Source organism: Vibrio sp. SCSIO 43153 (assembly GCF_023716625.1).
Taxonomy (GTDB): Bacteria; Pseudomonadota; Gammaproteobacteria; order Enterobacterales; family Vibrionaceae; genus Vibrio; species Vibrio rotiferianus.
On record NZ_CP071855.1, the window covers coordinates 2,193,298 to 2,211,696 of the forward strand.

Consider the following 18,399-nt stretch of genomic DNA (forward strand, 5'->3'; position numbering starts at 1 on the left):
ACACAACGCAATACAACAAAGTTTACACCTGTTCATTTTTTAAACTCGATTACTATTGGAATAGCACATGGATCTCGCCTTCGACCGCCAGCACATCTGGCATCCCTACACCTCAACGTTGACACCTCTGACCTGCTACCCTGTGGCATCAGCAAGTGGTGTACACATTAAATTGGAAGACGGGACTGAGCTTGTCGATGGTATGTCCTCTTGGTGGTCAACTATCCACGGCTATAACCACCCGCACTTAAATCAAGCGGCTCACCAGCAAATCGACAAGGTGTCGCATGTAATGTTCGGCGGGATTACCCACCAGCCAGCAATCAGTTTGTGTAAGAAGTTGCTATCCCTCGCACCAAGTAATCTTGAACATGTATTCCTTGCCGATTCAGGCTCCGTTGCCGTAGAAGTCAGCTTAAAAATGGCACTGCAATATTGGCATGCGAAGGGCGAACGCCGACCGAAGTTTCTGACTCTGCGACACGGTTATCACGGTGACACCTTTGCGGCAATGTCGGTAACCGATCCTGATAACTCCATGCACTCTCTCTACAAAGGCTTTTTGCCTGAGCATATCTTTGCGGAGTCACCAAATTGTGGTTATTGGGATGAATGGAACCCAGAAGATCTTACAGACTTTGAACACAAGATTGAAACGCATCATCAAGAACTCGCTGCGGTGATCCTAGAGCCTATCGTTCAAGGCGCAGGCGGTATGCGTATCTACCATCCAGAATTTCTCAAAGGCGTGCGTAGGCTTTGTGATAAACACGGTTTGTTATTGATTGCAGATGAAATCGCAACCGGATTTGGGCGTACCGGTAAACTGTTTGCTTGCGAACACGCAGATATTCAGCCAGACATTTTGTGTGTCGGTAAAGCACTCACCGGCGGCTACATGACACTCTCTGCGACCCTAGCGAGCAAACACGTCGCGGATACTGTTTGTGGTGGTGATGCTGGTTGTTTCATGCATGGCCCAACCTTTATGGGTAACCCGCTCGCCTGCGCCGTTGCCACCGCAAGTTTAGAATTGATAGAACAAGGCAACTGGCAGCAGCAAACCCAACAAATCGAAACACTGTTTTCTGAGTTACTACCAAAACTTGAAAAATACGACTTGGTGAAAAACACCCGTTGGTTGGGTGCCATTGGCGTAGTGGAGACGCATCGCCCTGTTAATATGGAAACCATCCAGGCTCTCTTTGTTGAGCACGGTGTTTGGATTCGTCCATTTGGTAAACTGATTTATATGATGCCGCCATTCATCAGCAAGCCGGAAGATATTGAGAAGCTAGTTAACGCGATTGATGCAGCGTTGCAACGTAAAGATTGCTTCACTTCATAGTTCAACTCACCACGAAAACGGTTTGAGTATGAGGCTCAAACCGTCTCTTTATTTGCCTGAACAGTAAAGCTATCGAAGTTGACTGTCTTTACTGGCTCGTCGATTAAATAATGCTTGGCGTTGAGACATCAATTCGATTGTTGACTGACATTCGATACACAAACGAACGCCTTTCATCGCAAGACGACGCGCTTCCGGAATCTCATCGCCACACTCATCGCAGTAATGAGCACTTTCGCCCTGTTTGATATTGCCACGAACACGGGAAATCTCGTCGTCGATGGTATGTTGAATTTGTTGGCTGACGCTATCGTCGTTCGCCCACCCTACGGCCATAAGCCCTCCTCGTTACTTGAATGAGAAAATCTACTTACCGTGGTAAGGTGGATGATTATATCGGTTACAAATAACAAGATAATTAGGGTGAATAAGAAAACACTATTACGCTTTGGTAACAATCACTCTATAGTCTCTTATTCGGCACTCTCTTGAAAAAGCAATGCAAGGTGACTCATACTCCCTTCCTCACATTCAAAATATTGCGTTTGCTCTGGCTCTCTCAAAGTAACACTGAGTATCTTCTCTACCTCATTAAACTCCTCGCTAAAGTACTCACTGACTAATATGACGCGCTCACCAATACTAAATTCCAGTGACTTCTCACCTACCAACGCTCGATGGTAATGTTCAACACGATAATCTTGAGGTTTTATCCGCTGAAAAACTGGGCTTTGATTCACAATGGACTTATTAAAGAGAAGCTCGCCTTTGCCTTGTTCTATCGAAATACTAAAGTTCATAGTTTGGTTTACTGAACATTCAAAGACTTTTCTAGGCGAGGTATCAGCGACAGCAAACGTACTCACCATGGCAACACCTAAAAAACAAATAACCGCCAATCGTTTCATTACCATTCAGCCAACACAGTAAATAGCGCTTGCTCAGACATGCGAGTTAATACATAGCCGTGTGAAGAAGAATACGAGCCACTGAGTACGCTATTCTCTTTCTCAATAACGATATCCTCGATGCCGTCAGCGTTGTAATCCCCTTTTGCCACAATCGTAATAACTTGAAAACCATCGGTCGCGTCGAAGTACTCTGCTCTCACTGGACTGGCGACCTGAGTTCTTTGGATACGATCCGCTTCATCCCACGTTGATAGTGTCTTTGCTTTATCAGCGCTTTCGTTAGAAATAACAAAAGCAAGCGCACTTGGGGCTAAACTAGGAAAGCTATTATCTAACTTAAATTTCGATAGATATGAACGCTTAGAGGCAGCTAACTTTGCCATCTCACTCCATGTTTGACACTGTGTTAAAAAAGCTTTGAACGCGCCGTATTCATAAGCTTTAGCCGCAGTAAAACCCGCTGAGCTTGCATTAGCTAAATCTTTGCAATTAGACACCGATTTTGTGTCGGCAGACGCACTTCTCAACTCAAGCCCGTATCCCCAGTCGAGTGAATTACGCAGCTGCATATTTTCTTTGGAAGGTTTCGCGACTTCACGTGCGAAAAAGCGGTCTGTCCGCTCACTATCTAAGTATTGAGGCTGGATAAGTTCGCTTGCGATAACCCTCCCGAAAACGAGCAAGGTAAGCGCAAAAATAACACGTAATAAAAGGTGGTTTACTGGCATAAAGTTTAACAACAAAGACAAATGAGGACGTTAGCTTGTCACGTGAAAAACCGCTTAGAAAAATATCATTTTTCATCTACTGCCATATTCTGGGCGAGCTCGTCACTAATGCGTGTGCTAATTACATAACAACGTATTTTCACTCGACGCAGATAACAAAAAACCCAGCACTAAGGCTGGGTTTTGGTGTTCTAGTGGTTAACGAATTAACCGATGTGCGTTGCGCCCGCCATGTACTTCTGAAGTACTGTAGGGATTGCAATGCGGCCGTCTGCTTCTTGGTTGTTTTCTAGGATAGCAACCATTGTACGACCTACAGCAAGACCAGAACCGTTTAGCGTGTGTACAAGCTCAGGTTTCTTCTCGCCTTTACGACGGAAACGCGCTTGCATACGACGAGCTTGGAAGTCCCACATGTTAGAACATGAAGAGATCTCACGGTAAGTTTCTTGAGCAGGAACCCAAACTTCTAGGTCGTAAGTCTTACGAGCGCCGAAGCCCATGTCACCTGTACATAGAACCACTTTACGGTAAGGAAGCTCTAGAAGTTGTAGAACTTTCTCAGCGTGACCTGTTAGCTCTTCTAGTGCGTTCATTGAATCTTCTGGCTTAGTGATTTGTACTAGCTCAACTTTGTCGAACTGGTGCATACGAATCAGACCACGAGTATCACGACCGTAAGAACCTGCTTCCGAACGGAAACATGGTGTGTGAGCTGTCATCTTAATTGGTAGATCCGCTTCGTCAGAAATTGTGTCACGAACTAGGTTCGTTACAGGCACTTCTGCAGTAGGGATTAGAGACAGTTTACGTGGCTCTTCGTCGTTTACTTTTTCTACTAGCGGCTCAGTGTGGAAAAGGTCTTTACCGAACTTAGGAAGCTGACCAGTACCGAATAGGCTGTCAGAGTTTACTAGGTAAGGTACGTACATTTCTGTGTAGCCGTGCTCTTCAGTGTGAAGATCTAGCATGAACTGAGCGATTGCACGGTGTAGACGAGCAAATTGGCCTTTCATCACGATGAAACGTGCGCCAGTGATCTTAACAGCACTTGCGAAGTCTAGACCGTCGCCCATTTCGCCTAGGTCAACGTGATCTTTCAGTTCGAAGTCGTAAGACTTCGGCTCACCCCAACGAGAGATTTCAACGTTGTCGTTTTCATCTTTGCCATCTGGCACTTCATCCGCTGGGATGTTTGGAACAGATAGCGTGAATTCATCTAGTTGAGCCATTACTTGCTCAAGTTCAACTTTCTTCGCATCAAGATCGCTACCTAGAGTACCGATTTGTTTCTTGATCTCTTCTGCGCCTTCTTTGTCGCCAGCTGCCATTTTTTGGCCGATTTGCTTGGAGATGGAGTTACGCGTGGATTGTAAATTTTCTACTTCTACTTGAATGGACTTACGTTGTTCTTCAAGTTTACGAATAGTATCTACGTCTAGCTTAAAGCCACGACGCGCCAGTTTAGCAGCTGTTTCATCCAGCTCTGTACGAAGTAATTTAGAATCCAGCATTGTTAATCCTATGCTTTGTGTTGTGAAATCACGCGCACTTTCCAAGCGTACGCGTTAAAAAAATTTACTGAACAAATGTATCCAAAAACGCCTACTTTTCATAGCGCTTTTGTGGGCTATTTGCGTCTAAAGTAGCCAAGTAATCTAACTTTTCGCCGATTTTGGTCTCTAGACCACGATTTGTAGGCTGATAGTACCTACGATCGTCCATTTCAGGTGGCAAATATTGCTCACCCGCGGCGTAAGCGCCAGGCTCATCGTGAGCATAACGATACTCTGCACCGTAACCCATGTCTTTCATCAAACTGGTTGGCGCATTTCGAAGGTGATGCGGCACTTCATATTCAGGTAAGTTATGGGCGTCTGTGAGGGCTTGTTTCCATGCTACGTACACCGCATTACTTTTTGGCGCGCATGCTAAATACACAATTGCCTGCGCAATCGCACGTTCACCTTCTGCCGGACCAACACGGGTGAAGCAATCCCAAGCGGACAGTGCCACTTGCATTGCACGAGGATCCGCGTTACCCACATCTTCAGAGGCAATCGCTAGCAATCGACGGGCAATATACAAAGGGTCACAACCTGCAGCAATCATCCGCGCAGCCCAGTAAAGTGCAGCATCAGGGTTTGAGCCACGAATGGATTTGTGGACCGCAGAAATTAGGTCGTACCAAATGTCGCCTTTGTTATCAAAGCGAGATACTTTCTCCCCTGCTACTTCCGCAAGCAACTTCAATGTGATCTCTTTTTCACCCTGCGCATTGTCCTCTGCCATATCGTAAAGCAGTTCAAGGTAATTGAGAGACATGCGAGCATCACCGTTTACCAGTTCTGCTAGGCGGTCTAAAACATTGTCGGCGAAGTGTGCAGGCGTATTACCCAGCCCACGCTCTTTGTCACTGATCGCTTGATTCAGCGCCAACGAGATTTCATCTTTATCGAGAGACGTTAGCTTGTACACACGCGCACGAGACAGCAATGCGTTGTTTAACTCAAACGATGGGTTTTCTGTCGTCGCACCAATAAAGGTAACGGTGCCATCTTCAATATGCGGTAAAAACGCATCTTGTTGAGATTTGTTGAAGCGATGCACCTCATCAACAAATAAGATGGTGCGGCGGCCTGCCATTTTGTTCTCTCGCGCTTTCTCAATCGCTGCACGGATTTCTTTCACGCCAGACGTCACCGCAGACACACGCTCAACTTCAGCGTTGGCATAGTTTGCTGCCACTTCCGCCAATGTCGTCTTACCTGTGCCTGGTGGTCCCCAGAGAATCATAGAGTGAATATGACCAGCCTCTAGCGCACGGCGTAGTGGCTTACCAGGACCTAAAATATGCTGCTGACCGATGTACTGTTCAATCGTTTCCGGTCTCATACGAGCAGCAAGGGGACGAAAATCTTCGTCCCCCGAGAAATCTAATGTGTAATTGCTCACTGCCAATTAATTCCTTTGGTCATCCACTTCCACGCCATCTGGAATTGTGAATGTGAATCTATCTGCCTTAGGTTTACCAAGCTTCACATTGTTAAAGGTGAACAAGCCTTTCTGACCGTCTTGCTCAACCACGTTAAAGCCTTTCACCACACCTTTAGCATCAATATTAATCTGGAATTGGCCTTGTGTGGAGTCTACCGCGGTAGGAATAAGAGTAAACTGATCACCTTTTTGAGAGATCTGGTAGTTATCCCAATCACTTGCACGGTTACGCGTTAACAAAACAAATGGCGTCTGCTCGGTTGCTTGCTCTTGCCAGTAGATACTCACTTGTTCAATGAACGGGCTGTAGTACCACAATGTTTTACCGTCAGAAACCAACAAGTTTTCATCAGGGAATGTGGTGCTCCAACGGAACAAGCTCGGACGAGCAATCTCAACCGTGCCTTCTCCTTCCATTACCGTTTCGCCTTCAGGGCTGATAACTTGCTGAGAGAAGTCCGCACTGAAACCATCGTTCATAGAAAGGCGTTTGTTTAATTCATCTTTAGGTGTCGCTGCATTTGCAGTAGAGAAGAGAGAAAAGCTTAAAACAAGCGTAGAAAAAAGTTTCGCTGAAAATAGTTTTTTCATTCAAATACCTATCAGAGGGTCAAAGACCTAAAGTTACTCACCTCATTTGGACTGAGGTGAGTAACACAAGTTCATTAATCTTTTGGTGGCGCAGGAGCTAATACTTCGCGGTTACCGTTATGACCTGGAGCACTTACGATGCCTTGTGCTTCAAGCTGCTCAACAATTCGAGCCGCTCGGTTGTAGCCGATCTTGAATCGACGCTGTACGCCAGAAACCGAACCACGACGCGATTGAACCACGTGCTCAACCACTTGATCGAACAGTGGATCCACTTCTTCATCCGAGTCCATCTGCTCGCCTGGAAGTAAGCTTTCTGGGCCTTGGTCGCCACTGATGATTTCATCGATGTAGTTTGGTTTACCACGCGCTTTCCAGTTGTTCACAACAGCGTGAACATCATCATCCGATGCAAACGCACCGTGAACGCGGGTCGTATGGCTTGAGCCCGGTGGTAAGTAAAGCATATCACCCATACCCAATAGCGATTCTGCACCGCCTTGGTCAAGGATAGTACGTGAGTCCGTCTTTGTAGATACAGTAAACGCCACACGCGTTGGGATGTTTGCTTTAATCAGGCCGGTAATAACGTCAACCGATGGACGCTGCGTCGCAAGGATCAAGTGAATACCTGCCGCACGCGCTTTTTGCGCCAAGCGAGCGATCAGTTCTTCAACCTTCTTACCTACCACCATCATTAGGTCGGCAAATTCATCGACAACCACAACGATGTAAGGCAGTTTCTCTAGCAACGGCGGCTCAGTGTCCATGCTGTCGCCTTCTTGCCAGAATGGGTCGTGAATTGGGTGACCCGCTTCTGCTGCCATCTTCAACTTCTCGTTGAAGCCTTTCACATTACGTACACCCAGTGCCGACATCAGTTTGTAACGACGTTCCATCTCGCCCACACACCAACGCAGTGCGTTAGACGCATCTTTCATGTCCGTTACAACTTCTGAAAGAAGATGAGGAATACCTTCGTAGATGGAAAGCTCCAACATTTTCGGGTCGATCATGATGAAACGCAAATCTTCAGGTGATGCTTTGTATAGCATACTCAAGATCATCACGTTTACACCTACTGATTTACCAGAACCGGTTGTACCCGCTACTAGCACGTGAGGCATCTTCGCAATATCAGCAATAACCGCTTCACCGGCGATATCTTGACCAAGTACTACCGTTGTTGGTGACGTTGCTTGTTCAAACTGAGGGCTACTGATTACATCAGATAGGAATACCGTTTGGCGGCTCATGTTAGGCAACTCAAGACCTACATAAGGTTTGCCCGGAATCACTTCTACAACACGCACAGCCATTGCAGACAGGGCACGAGCCAAGTCCATAGATAGACCAGAAATTCGGCTTACTTTTACACCTGGCGCCAAATCAAGTTCGAATCGAGTGATAACAGGACCAGGATAAATGCCGACCACGTCCGCTTTAATCTTGTAGTCTGCAAGCTTAGTTTCAACGAGACGAGCCACTTCTTCCAAAGCATCACGATCGATAAAGTTGTCGCGCTTCTCTGGGTGGTAAAGCAATTCTAGCGTTGGTAGTGGCTCTGCTGGTACTGGCAAGTTTTGCTCTTGCTGTACCAAGAATGGATTTTGCTGAGCGACCACTTTTGCCTGAGCGCTCGATACCATATTTTGGAACGCAGCCACATCTTGGTCGCCTTCTTGAACTTCTTCTACCTCAACTTCTTGAGGTGCAGGTTCAAACGTAGCTGAAGGCGATGCAGGTTGTGGTTGAGACGCAACGTGTTGCTGCACAGGTTGTTCTTGAACAGCCTGCATAGCTTCTTGTGGGTTAACAGCTGCTTGTTGCGGCTCCATATAAGTTGGTTGAGCCTGCTGCGCTTGGTACTCATCTTCTTCATCTAAAACATCTAGATTCGAAATCGTTGGTTCGATGTGCTGGCTTGGCTCAGCTTGTTCAACAATGTTATCCAGTGCTGCAGCGTTAATCACAGGCTCTTCGTGTTGAGGTTTCTCTGTATTTTCTTGCTCAAACGATGCATGAATTGAAGGCTGTTCGTGCTGAGCTTGCTCTGCTGCAAACTGAGCGTATTCGTCATAACTTGGCTCGTTATCGTACTGTTCTGATACAGCAGGTTCAGGCTGAACAAGCGGTTCTTGCGGCAATTCTTGCTGATGAATAGCTTGTTGAGGAACAGCTTGCTGTAGAACTGAATCTTGAGAAACAGGTTGTGAGACTTCAGGCTGAGTAACAACAGTATCAATAACTGGCTGCTGAACTTGTGGCACTTCGTCAGCCCAGTCGTCGGCTTGTTGCGCCGCCGCTTCTAGCTCTTCAATGGTGACATTTAGCTGCTTAGTTCGCTCAACCTCTGGATCAACATTATCTGTATTGACCATTACCGCCGGCGTTGCAGGAGTTGGCGCCTCTTCTGGCGGTTGAGACGGTTTTGCTGCCGATTGAGGCATGTAGATTGGGTATTCATGTACAGGCTCTGGCTCTTTACTGTCATCAATATCATAAGCAGTAAGATGCGGAAGTACTTCATCCTCAGTCTCAGTCTCAGTCTCAGTCTCAGTCTCAGTCTCTTGTTCATTGAGACGTTGAGGCACACTATCTGCAACAACTTCATCTAGCTGAGGTTCGATGGTTTCTTTTTCTGTTCCGCGAACCTTGTTCAAAATAGCAGAAAGCAAACTTAGAGATTTATCTCCAAGCCATTCAACTATCGAAAGCCATGAAATACCAGTAAACAAGGTAAAACCTGCACCCCATAAGAACAATAGAACCAGAGTGGTACCTAGCACGTTTAGAGTTGGCAGCGATAAGCTTGTCAGAACATCACCGACTACACCACCTGATGAAAAGTACCAAATATCGTCGAAGTTAATATCCGCAAGGCCGCTACTGGTTAAGATCAAAATAACCAAGCCAAGCAGGCGGGTACCCCAAAGCATCAGATCGATAGGGTCATCCTCTCCGCGTTTACGAAAAGCAACCCACGCTCCGATGATCAATAGGAAAGGTATAGGATAAGCGAGCGAACCAAACGTAAAGAATAAGGTATCAGCAAGCCAAGCTCCAAACACACCGCCAGCATTATTAATCTCCCCTCCCCAAGCCGTTTGTGACCATGAAGGATCGGCAGGACTAAAAGTGAATAATGCGACGGCGAGTAAAACTGAACTGAGAACGCCAACAATCAGGCAGCATTCTTTTAAGCGTTGGAAGCCATTGAGTCGTGAAGACTGAGGCTCTTCACTGGTTTTGATAATAGTTTCGACTTTCTTAGCGTTCTCTTTGAACATAAATCAACTTGAATACGATATGAGTAATAAATAAGCAAAACAATCCGAGCGGCAAAAGCCGCTCGGTAAATTGATTTAACCATATCAAAGAGAAAAACCCAATTATTCAATGGTGAAAGCGGAAGCATATACCGCTTTCTTTGCAATAATTTAACGAGTTTTAATCACTAGCTGGTTAGTTTGTTTCACTTCTTCCATAACTACATAGGTACGAGTGTCATTTACGCCTGGAAGACGCAGTAACGTATCGCCTAGTAGTCGACGGTATGCACCCATGTCAGATACACGGGTTTTTAGAAGATAGTCGAAATCACCTGATACTAGATGACACTCTTGAATGTCGTCTAGTTTTTGAACAGCGGCATTAAACTGCTCAAACACATCTGGTGCACCACGGTTTAGAGTGATTTCTACAAACACGAGTAGAGATGCATCTAGATACTGCGGGTTTAGTAACGCAGTGTAACCTGTGATGTAGCCTTGACGCTCCAATCGACGTACACGCTCCAGACATGGAGTCGGAGAAAGTCCTACACGTTTTGAAAGCTCTACGTTTGAAATACGACCGTCTTTCTGCAATTCATTAAGAATGTTGCGGTCGATACGGTCTAGTTCCTTGGACGGCTTTTTATAGTTGTCTGCCATTTTTTATTCCACCTTATTACTTCCTTGCAAAAAAATATACTACAACTTTTTAATATTTAGGGCCAAATTTTGTAAAACAATATCTATACTAGATATTAATTCGACAATAACACCCTACAAACAGTTAATACAACCATTATAGAAAGAGGACACAGGATGATCATTGGCGTACCTAAGGAAATCAAGAACCACGAATACCGTGTGGGCATGATCCCAGCTAGCGTGAGAGAACTCATCTCACATGGTCACCAAGTTTTTGTTGAGACCAATGCAGGTGCCGGCATCGGTTTTTCAGACGATGACTACATCGCTGTAGGCGCATCCATTCTTCCTACTGCTGCTGACGTGTTTGCGAAAGCAGACATGATTGTCAAAGTAAAAGAACCCCAAGCTATCGAGAGAGCAATGCTCCGCGAAGGGCAGATTTTATTTACTTATTTACACCTAGCACCAGATTTTCCACAAACTGATGAGCTAATCAAGAGCAAAGCTGTCTGTATAGCCTATGAGACTGTAACAGATAATATGGGTCGTTTGCCACTATTAGCACCAATGTCAGAAGTTGCTGGTCGTATGTCTATCCAAGCTGGTGCCCAAACTCTAGAAAAATCACACGGGGGTCGTGGTTTACTTCTAGGTGGCGTTCCTGGTGTTGAACCAGCGAAAGTCGTTGTTGTGGGCGGTGGTGTCGTTGGCGCAAACGCAGCTCGTATGGCTGTTGGTCTTCGCGCAGACGTTACAATCCTAGACCGTAATGTAGACACACTACGTAAACTAGACGAGGAATTCCAAGGTCGCGCTAAAGTGGTTTATTCTACAGAAGACGCTATTGAGAAGCATGTTCTAGAAGCAGACCTAGTTATCGGTGCGGTTCTTATCCCTGGTGCAGCAGCACCTAAACTGGTAACAAAAGAGCACATTGCTAAGATGAAGCCAGGCGCGGCGGTCGTTGACGTAGCAATCGACCAAGGCGGTTGTTTCGAGACTTCTCACGCAACAACGCACGCAGACCCAACTTACATCGTTGACGAAGTGGTTCACTACTGTGTTGCAAACATGCCAGGTGCAGTTGCTCGTACTTCAACATTCGCGCTGAACAACGCAACGCTTCCATACATCGTGAAGCTTGCAAACAAAGGCTACCGTGAAGCACTTCTAGAAGACAACGGCTTCCTTGAAGGTCTAAACGTTATCCACGGTAAAGTGACTTGTAAAGAAGTTGCTGAGAGCTTTGACCTAGAATATGTTGAACCAGCGCAAGCTATCGCAATGTTCAACTAATGACAAAATAACGCATAAATTGTCACGTTTTGTTTACAAAAGCCCACTCTAAAGTGGGCTTTTTTGCATAGAGCATTTAATTATAAAAAATAACTAAACCTTATAAGCACAAATTAATATGTTTCTAGGTGTGACAGATTTAGCGCAAAACTCTGCCAATCTAACACGATAACCACGTTCTTCAAGATAAAGTGCTTTGTCCAAAGCAAGCCAAATCTCCAACGGCCGTTGAAAGACCAACTGAACCAGGCTCAAACGCTCCATTTGCCAAAAGCGTTGTTCGCCTAACTTTTCAAAATAATCGAAGTTGATTTGTTGAGAAAGATCGATGCCCTTCTGATCCGCCGCCCAGCGGCACAAAGACTCAAAACCATCACTTAACTGCGACTTACGAATGCTTGGCACCGGCTGATACCCTTCCATACCCAAACCTTGTCGAGTGATTAAATCAAACCCCAGCCTAAATACCATTTCTTGCTGACGATGACGGCGTACACGTTCACCACCTGTCACAGTTTGCTGTAGCGGAATACGTAGCTCTTGCTTAGACAACGAGAGAGAAGACGCTCTGACCCGCTCCGACATCGGCTGATACTGCTCAGACTGAATCAAATGATAACAGCAAGGTGAGATCGTCATTGCTGCCACACCATTTTCGCTGCCATACTGCATCAAACGAACATGGAGATCACCACACGCATGCAGTGCCACCGCGTGTTGCGTCGGCTTAAACACCGCCTTCGCTTTGCTATCGAACGCGTCACCTTGAATAAACGTCATCTTCCAATGATGCTCATTCGCCGCTTGTTGCCCCGAATCGCACAGTGCCTGTTGGTATTCAAAACTGGTGACGGGCTGATCGGTTTGCGTCGTCAGGATTCGCCCCAAATAACCTTTGCCTGAACACCACTCTAACCATTCTTCACCATGATGAAGCTGAATCGCCGCTTCTCCCATCGAGCTAATTTGCTCCAATTTACGACCGGGGATGCCGTTATCTAAACCACGGGCAAGCTCCAAACCGTTTAAAGTCAACGTTTCTAAATGGGTAAGATCAGCGAGTTGCTTAAGTTCAGGTAAAAACGGGCTAAGCGCTTTCAACGCAAGTTCGGGCTCTGCTTTGTATTCTTCGATTTGAAAGGGACTAAGAGACGCTAGCCACTGGCACAACTGGGGATGTTGCTCTTGCCATGGTAATGATGTGTGAATGCTGCTTTTAAATGGCTCGAATCGCCACAAAGATTGGTTTTCGATTAAGCAGTCATTAATAAATTGAAATTGCGTTTTCATAGCTCCCCCTACAACGAGCGCATTGTAGAGGGAATCGAAACATCAATGAAGTGTTATCTAACCGGAAGTTCGATGTCTTTAAACATCTCTTCGATTTCCGCGTTCGACTTCAGTGAAATCGCCTGCTCAACGACAGGGCGAGTTAAATGTGGAGCAAAACGCTCCATGAAGTCGAACATGTATGAACGCAGGAAGGTACCACGACGGAAACCAATACTCGTAGTGCTTGCACCAAATAAGTGGCTAGCGTCAATCGCAACCAGATCACCGTCTTGCTCCTCATCGACAGCCATACTTGCTATCACACCAACACCAATACCCATACGGACATAAGTTTTGATTACGTCTGCATCAGTTGCCGTAAACACAACGCGTGGCGTTAGGCCTTCACGATTAAATGCGGTATCTAGCTCCGAACGCCCTGTAAATCCAAACACGTAGGTAACTAGAGGATATGCAGCCAAATCATGAATGGTTACCGTCTCTTTTTTCGCAAGAGGGTGATCTTTAGGTACCACGATAGAACGATTCCAGTGGTAACAAGGCAACATGATGGCATCTTGGTAGAGATGAAGCGCTTCTGTTGCAATCGCAAAGTTCGCCGTGCCTTTGGCAATCGCTTCAGACATCTGTGAAGGCGTACCTTGGTGCATGTGCAGCGATACTTTCGGGTAACGAGCCGTAAAGCCTTTGATTACATCTGGCAATGCATAACGTGCTTGAGTATGAGTTGTAGAGATGTTCAGCGTGCCCATTTCTGGGTGTGTATGTTCACCTGCGACCGCCTTGATACTTTCAACGCGAGCAAGAATCTCTTGAGAAATTCGAATAATTTCCTCACCTGCAGGCGTCACTTGAGTTAGATGTTTTCCGCTACGCTCAAATATTTGAATACCAAGCTCATCTTCAAGCAAACGAACTTGCTTGCTGATACCAGGTTGGGACGTATATAGACTTTCTGCGGTAGCAGACACATTTAAATTATGGTTAACAACCTCAACAATGTACTTCAGTTGCTGCAGTTTCATAGTAATCCCTTACTCAAATGGAGATGAACATTGGACATCGTGTCATCTTGCCGAACGCATAAGCGCATCAAGCTATTTAGCTGGCACGATATAATCTTTAGTTATAACGTGTTAACCATTAAATTAACAGATCTTTCTAACTTATACCCATATACACCCAAGTAACCTCGAGATGTTAGGTTCATAAATCCTTGCGCGTAGAACGCTTTATTTGTTCTTTAGGCCGCATTCTTTGTTCAATTCATCATCAAAATGTGCCTAATGCAAAATAATCAAACAAATGGGGTGCCGAGTAAGATAAGATTCATGTATTCTTGAACGCTAGCCATCAAAAAAATATAAGCAGACACAGAAGATATGAATATTGGTTTAATCATTGCCTTAGTTGCCATCTTATTGGTGTTGGTGCTCGGCTATAACATCATGCTGCAATATAAAGTTAAAGTTGAAACTGCGAGAAGACAGGAATCAGCTCGATATGTAGCACTCATAGATGGGACTGAAGAACTTATCGGACATGCGCACCATATTCCTTTCAGTAAAGAACTTTTAGTGTGTCTTAATAACCGCATTCTCGATGCACTGGAAAGCATGCGAGAGCTAGATCCAAAGAATAAGCAGCTTGTTCAACGAATCGAAAATATGAAGCAACAAATCGACCAGTTGAAAGCCAATTATAAAGGTGGAGATAGCACCAGCTTTAAGCTACCAACCAGTGATAAGCAAGCGATTGTTATGCTTAAGCTGGTTAAGCGCCTACGTGACACTATCCGAAATGAGCACAACAAAGGCCGCCTAGATACTCAGACGTACGTGACTGAAAACGCTCGTCTAGAAACAATGCAAATCCGCATCAACATCGAAAACGTAATCAAACGAGCGAATGACTCTATCGCTCGAGGTCAGCCTGGCACTGCACTACAATTGCTTCGTAAAGGTATTGATGCTCTAAGCACAAAAAATGATGCTTACTCTGTTCAAGCTAAACAAAAACTTGAAGAAATGCTTGGTGACTTAGATAAGAAACGTCAAGATAAGAATGATGCCGAGGTCCAGCAAATTGCCGATAAAGAGCGTGACAATGATATGGAAGCACTCTTCGGTGAAAAGAAAAAGTGGTAAACTCGATAAAAGCTTTCCACCCTATTCGATTAAAGGCTGCGTTTGCAGCCTTTTTTACGTCTTATCGTTTTGAATAGGTATAAGCTGAATAGATAAAATTTGAATGTAAAGTGCTAAAAATTAAAATGATTAATCTCGACGCCTATCAGGATCTTCTTGCTCCAATTAACCAGTTCTTGCAATGCAGCACCCCAGATGAATGGGTTGAGGAAGCAAAAAAGCCAGAAAACCTTCAAACTATTTTGTTGGATCATCTACTGTGTGAACTCAAGGCTGGGCAGTCAGCGATGTTCTTGATCCGTAAATACGCAGTAGACCAGACTAGTGCCCACACCCTACTCGATTGGTTCAAACCCTACGAAGATTTCGCTTATCGCAAAACGGGCTCACTTGCGACATTGAAGGGTAAAAGTAATATCTCTAAAGCGATCATTGCAAAATCAGATTCGCCATATAGCCAAGATCTAATTGATAAGATGGTTTTACTGATCAAAGAAGAATTGCACCATTTCTACCAAGTATTGGAAATCATGGAGAGCCGTGGGGTGGAATACAAAAACATTCCAGCTAGTCGCTATGCAAAAACTCTAATTTCGCACATGAAAACACACGAGCCAGAAACTTTGATTGATAAGCTCATCATTGGTGCGTACATCGAAGCTCGCTCTTGTGAACGTTTTGCAAAACTAGCCCCGCACATGGATGACGATATCGCAAAATTCTACGTATCCCTACTACGTTCAGAAGCGCGTCACTATCAAGATTACTTGATACTCGCAGAGCAAATTGCTGGTAAAGATATTAGTGAGCGTGTGACTTATTTCGGCCAAATCGAAGCGGAACTAATTAGCACTCTAGACGACGACTTTAAGTTTCATAGCGGCGTACCCAGTTCTAAAGTTGCTTAAAATAAAAAGCCCACCTAATGGTGGGCTCTTTATTCTCTGTTCGATTACAGCTTGTATCGCTCATCAATGAAAGTGACTTCTGGGAAGGCTTTCCCCGCTTTCATTGCTTTTTCTGTTTCTTTCTTCGATGTCTTATCAATCCAGAAGTTACCAACATCCATTGGGTGGAACATCCACTCTGTGCTCTTCGTCATACCATCTTTTGGTACTTTAACCCAACGCCAGTGTGCTTCACGCGTGTAAGGAACCATGTATCCAGGAACAATGATATTCGCTTCAGATACATACTTTTGGATCTGGCGTGATAGGTCGTAGCGTTTCTGCTGCTCAAACTCATTGTCATATGCTTCAATCAGCTTATCTAGCTCAGGACTGCTGTAATTCGTATGCGCGTTAGTTTGTGGTTTGTTCGCGTTATCAGAGTGCAAGTACTCCCAGTACGCAGGAATCTCACCAGAGCCCATATTCAAGAAGGCTAATTGGTGTTTCTTTTCAAGGATATACTTAAATGCCGATGAACCATCAACAAGATTCAGTGTGTATTCCAAGCCAGCCAGTTTTGCTTGCTCTTTCAAGTAAGCAATACGTGGAGTCCATGAGTTGTAACCATAGGTAATTGCAAAGCTTAAGCGTTGCCCCTTGTCATTAATACGAACACCGTCAGCGCCAATCTTATCAAAGCCTGCCTTCTCAAAGTGCTTAATCGCAGCTGCGGCATCAAACTTTGGAGGTGTGTTATTAGGATCATCATAGTTACCATGACCAAAGCCAAGACCATGAGGTTTACGCGAGTAGTCACCACGCATGATGTTTTCAATCATGCCGTCATAATCCGTTGCAGCCATGACACCTTTACGTACTTCTAAGTCGTCTAGCATTGGCATAGCAGTATTCATCCATAAGCCACCAGCGCCTTGAGGTGCTTGGTTGAATCCCCAATACTTCTGCACATAACCATTTTTATAGACATCACCGCTTGTTTTGTCATGCCAAAGGTTTGGTAATACCATGTCAAAGTAATCTAAATTACCTTTTTCAAAATGCTTCATCGCAATGTCTTGATCGCGAATCACTGTAATACGCACTTTATCTACATTGTAGCGATTCTTGTAATAACGATTGTTGTAGCCCCACCAATCGTCACCAACATGTTTAAACGTTACGCTCTTACCTTTCTTAACTTTATCTAAGTAGTATGGCGCAGCGGTAGGTTCAGCCTTAAAGTTGAACTTACGAACAAAGTTGTCCGGCATACCATCATTATTTTCATCTTTTTCTTTAGCAAAGAAATGCTCTGGACGAGGTTGAAAACCATTACTTGGCATGTTGATCATTACCATCAATGAGTCATGGCTTTGCGCAACGGCGAGATCAACTTTAATGGTATACTCGTCGATCTTTTCGACGCTCAGGATACTGTTTTTGAAGAAGTCGTTATACCAAGGGTCAATAATGTCTTTAGATGTGTAGTACTTCATCATAAACACGTAATCGTCCGCGGTGATTTTTTCACCATCCGACCATTTCGCTGTGTCATCAAGCTTGAAGTAAACGGTTTTATTATCTTCACCGAACGCCCACTCTTTGGCTAATTGTGGGATCCATTTACCGGTGTTTGGATGGCGCTGTGCCAATTTAGGTGCGCCATCCATAAAGTAGTGACGTAGACCTGAGTTAGCATCAGGACCAACGCTACGAAGAGTCTGTGGAAAGCTCATCATATATGTGCGCAGAGTGCCGCCTCGTACAGCTTCATCAGAAGCGAAAAGAGGCTCGTTATTATTCGAAATCCATTCGATGTCAGCAGGTAGTTCCGCAGCATTTAACTGAAAGCTGCTCGCCACTAACATTGCCAATGCCGAGAATGGCAGAGTTTTTATCATTGTTTTCTTCCTTGTCGTGTTTGCGCAGTAAGACCAGAAGAACGACAACAAGTGAATCTCGAAGCGACTGTGTTTAATACACAGTAAAGGAAATAATGGGAGCGAATACAAAGTGAAGTCCTGTTCACTTCCGTATAAATATCAGAGAGTTTCACTAGGCCATCCTGACCTTACAACGCAGTGAATGCATCCACTCCATAGTATTCGTTACACATTTGTAACGCAACCCATCCATAACACATGGTTGCATTTTCCGAGTATCACAGCGGTTTATGTTAACAAAGTGTGAACCTAGCAGTGCCATTAGCCATACAGTCAAGGCAAAACGATATCAATTACAGCTACCTCTATTTTTTCAGTGCAGCAAAAACAAAAAA

General features: G+C 44.9%; 15 protein-coding genes. 4 read left to right on the forward strand and 11 right to left on the reverse strand.

The annotated features are described in order from the left end of the window. The first annotated feature begins 67 nt into the window (after positions 1-67). On the forward strand, positions 68-1,348 hold the full coding sequence (bioA, locus tag J4N37_RS10585; RefSeq protein ID WP_252040883.1) for an adenosylmethionine--8-amino-7-oxononanoate transaminase: 1,281 nt from the start codon (positions 68-70) through the stop codon (positions 1,346-1,348). A 69-nt stretch (positions 1,349-1,417) separates the two neighbouring features. Here bioA and J4N37_RS10590 read toward each other — a convergent pair whose 3' ends face one another. The 8 genes from J4N37_RS10590 to lrp all read right to left on the reverse strand — a co-directional run bounded on the left by J4N37_RS10590 (position 1,418) and on the right by lrp (position 10,510). Continuing rightward, a complete protein-coding gene (locus J4N37_RS10590) occupies positions 1,418-1,684 on the reverse strand; it encodes a DksA/TraR family C4-type zinc finger protein (protein ID WP_071234686.1) in 267 nt (88 codons plus the stop codon). 137 nt (positions 1,685-1,821) lie between these two features. Further along, positions 1,822-2,262, reverse strand: a complete 441-nt coding sequence (locus J4N37_RS10595) for a hypothetical protein (protein ID WP_252040885.1) — start codon at positions 2,260-2,262, stop codon at positions 1,822-1,824. Then, the gene (locus J4N37_RS10600) at positions 2,256-2,642 is read right to left on the reverse strand and encodes a hypothetical protein (RefSeq protein ID WP_236691558.1); all 387 of its coding nucleotides are present in this window, start codon (positions 2,640-2,642) and stop codon (positions 2,256-2,258) included. The genes J4N37_RS10595 and J4N37_RS10600 overlap by 7 nt, the downstream gene beginning before the upstream one ends. A 551-nt stretch (positions 2,643-3,193) precedes the next feature. Continuing rightward, complete coding sequence (gene serS / locus J4N37_RS10605) at positions 3,194-4,501, reverse strand: serine--tRNA ligase (RefSeq protein ID WP_005437179.1); 1,308 nt, start codon at positions 4,499-4,501, stop codon at positions 3,194-3,196. Positions 4,502-4,592: 91 nt separating this feature from the next. Next, positions 4,593-5,948: a replication-associated recombination protein A gene (locus J4N37_RS10610; RefSeq protein WP_029561011.1), complete on the reverse strand. Its 1,356-nt coding sequence runs from the start codon at positions 5,946-5,948 to the stop codon at positions 4,593-4,595. After that, positions 5,949-6,575: an outer membrane lipoprotein periplasmic chaperone LolA gene (gene lolA, locus J4N37_RS10615; RefSeq protein WP_010449221.1), complete on the reverse strand. Its 627-nt coding sequence runs from the start codon at positions 6,573-6,575 to the stop codon at positions 5,949-5,951. Positions 6,576-6,649: 74 nt separating this feature from the next. After that, complete coding sequence (locus J4N37_RS10620) at positions 6,650-9,865, reverse strand: DNA translocase FtsK 4TM domain-containing protein (RefSeq protein WP_252040887.1); 3,216 nt, start codon at positions 9,863-9,865, stop codon at positions 6,650-6,652. Between the two features lie 150 nt (positions 9,866-10,015). Then, positions 10,016-10,510: a leucine-responsive transcriptional regulator Lrp gene (lrp, locus tag J4N37_RS10625; RefSeq protein ID WP_038882782.1), complete on the reverse strand. Its 495-nt coding sequence runs from the start codon at positions 10,508-10,510 to the stop codon at positions 10,016-10,018. A 156-nt stretch (positions 10,511-10,666) separates the two neighbouring features. On the opposite strand from lrp, the gene ald reads away from it, so the two are divergent. Next, the gene (gene ald / locus J4N37_RS10630) at positions 10,667-11,791 is read left to right on the forward strand and encodes an alanine dehydrogenase (RefSeq protein ID WP_010449229.1); all 1,125 of its coding nucleotides are present in this window, start codon (positions 10,667-10,669) and stop codon (positions 11,789-11,791) included. Between the two features lie 93 nt (positions 11,792-11,884). On the opposite strand, the gene J4N37_RS10635 is transcribed toward ald, so the two are convergent. Both J4N37_RS10635 and cysB read right to left on the reverse strand, forming a co-directional pair. Beyond that, positions 11,885-13,081: a methyltransferase gene (locus J4N37_RS10635; RefSeq protein ID WP_252040889.1), complete on the reverse strand. Its 1,197-nt coding sequence runs from the start codon at positions 13,079-13,081 to the stop codon at positions 11,885-11,887. Between the two features lie 53 nt (positions 13,082-13,134). Continuing rightward, positions 13,135-14,109, reverse strand: coding sequence for an HTH-type transcriptional regulator CysB (gene cysB / locus J4N37_RS10640; protein WP_010449232.1), 975 nt, complete (start codon positions 14,107-14,109; stop codon positions 13,135-13,137). 357 nt (positions 14,110-14,466) lie between these two features. Between cysB and J4N37_RS10645 the strand changes: the two genes are divergently transcribed. Together J4N37_RS10645 and miaE are read left to right on the forward strand one after the other, a co-directional pair. Next, positions 14,467-15,231 (forward strand): hypothetical protein, encoded by a 765-nt coding sequence (locus J4N37_RS10645; protein ID WP_010449233.1) that lies wholly within the window; start codon positions 14,467-14,469, stop codon positions 15,229-15,231. A 125-nt stretch (positions 15,232-15,356) separates the two neighbouring features. Next, a complete protein-coding gene (gene miaE / locus J4N37_RS10650; RefSeq protein ID WP_010449234.1) occupies positions 15,357-16,139 on the forward strand; it encodes a tRNA isopentenyl-2-thiomethyl-A-37 hydroxylase MiaE in 783 nt (260 codons plus the stop codon). Positions 16,140-16,183: 44 nt separating this feature from the next. Here miaE and J4N37_RS10655 read toward each other — a convergent pair whose 3' ends face one another. Further along, a complete protein-coding gene (locus J4N37_RS10655) occupies positions 16,184-18,022 on the reverse strand; it encodes an extracellular solute-binding protein (RefSeq protein ID WP_252040890.1) in 1,839 nt (612 codons plus the stop codon). Positions 18,023-18,399 lie beyond the last annotated feature (377 nt).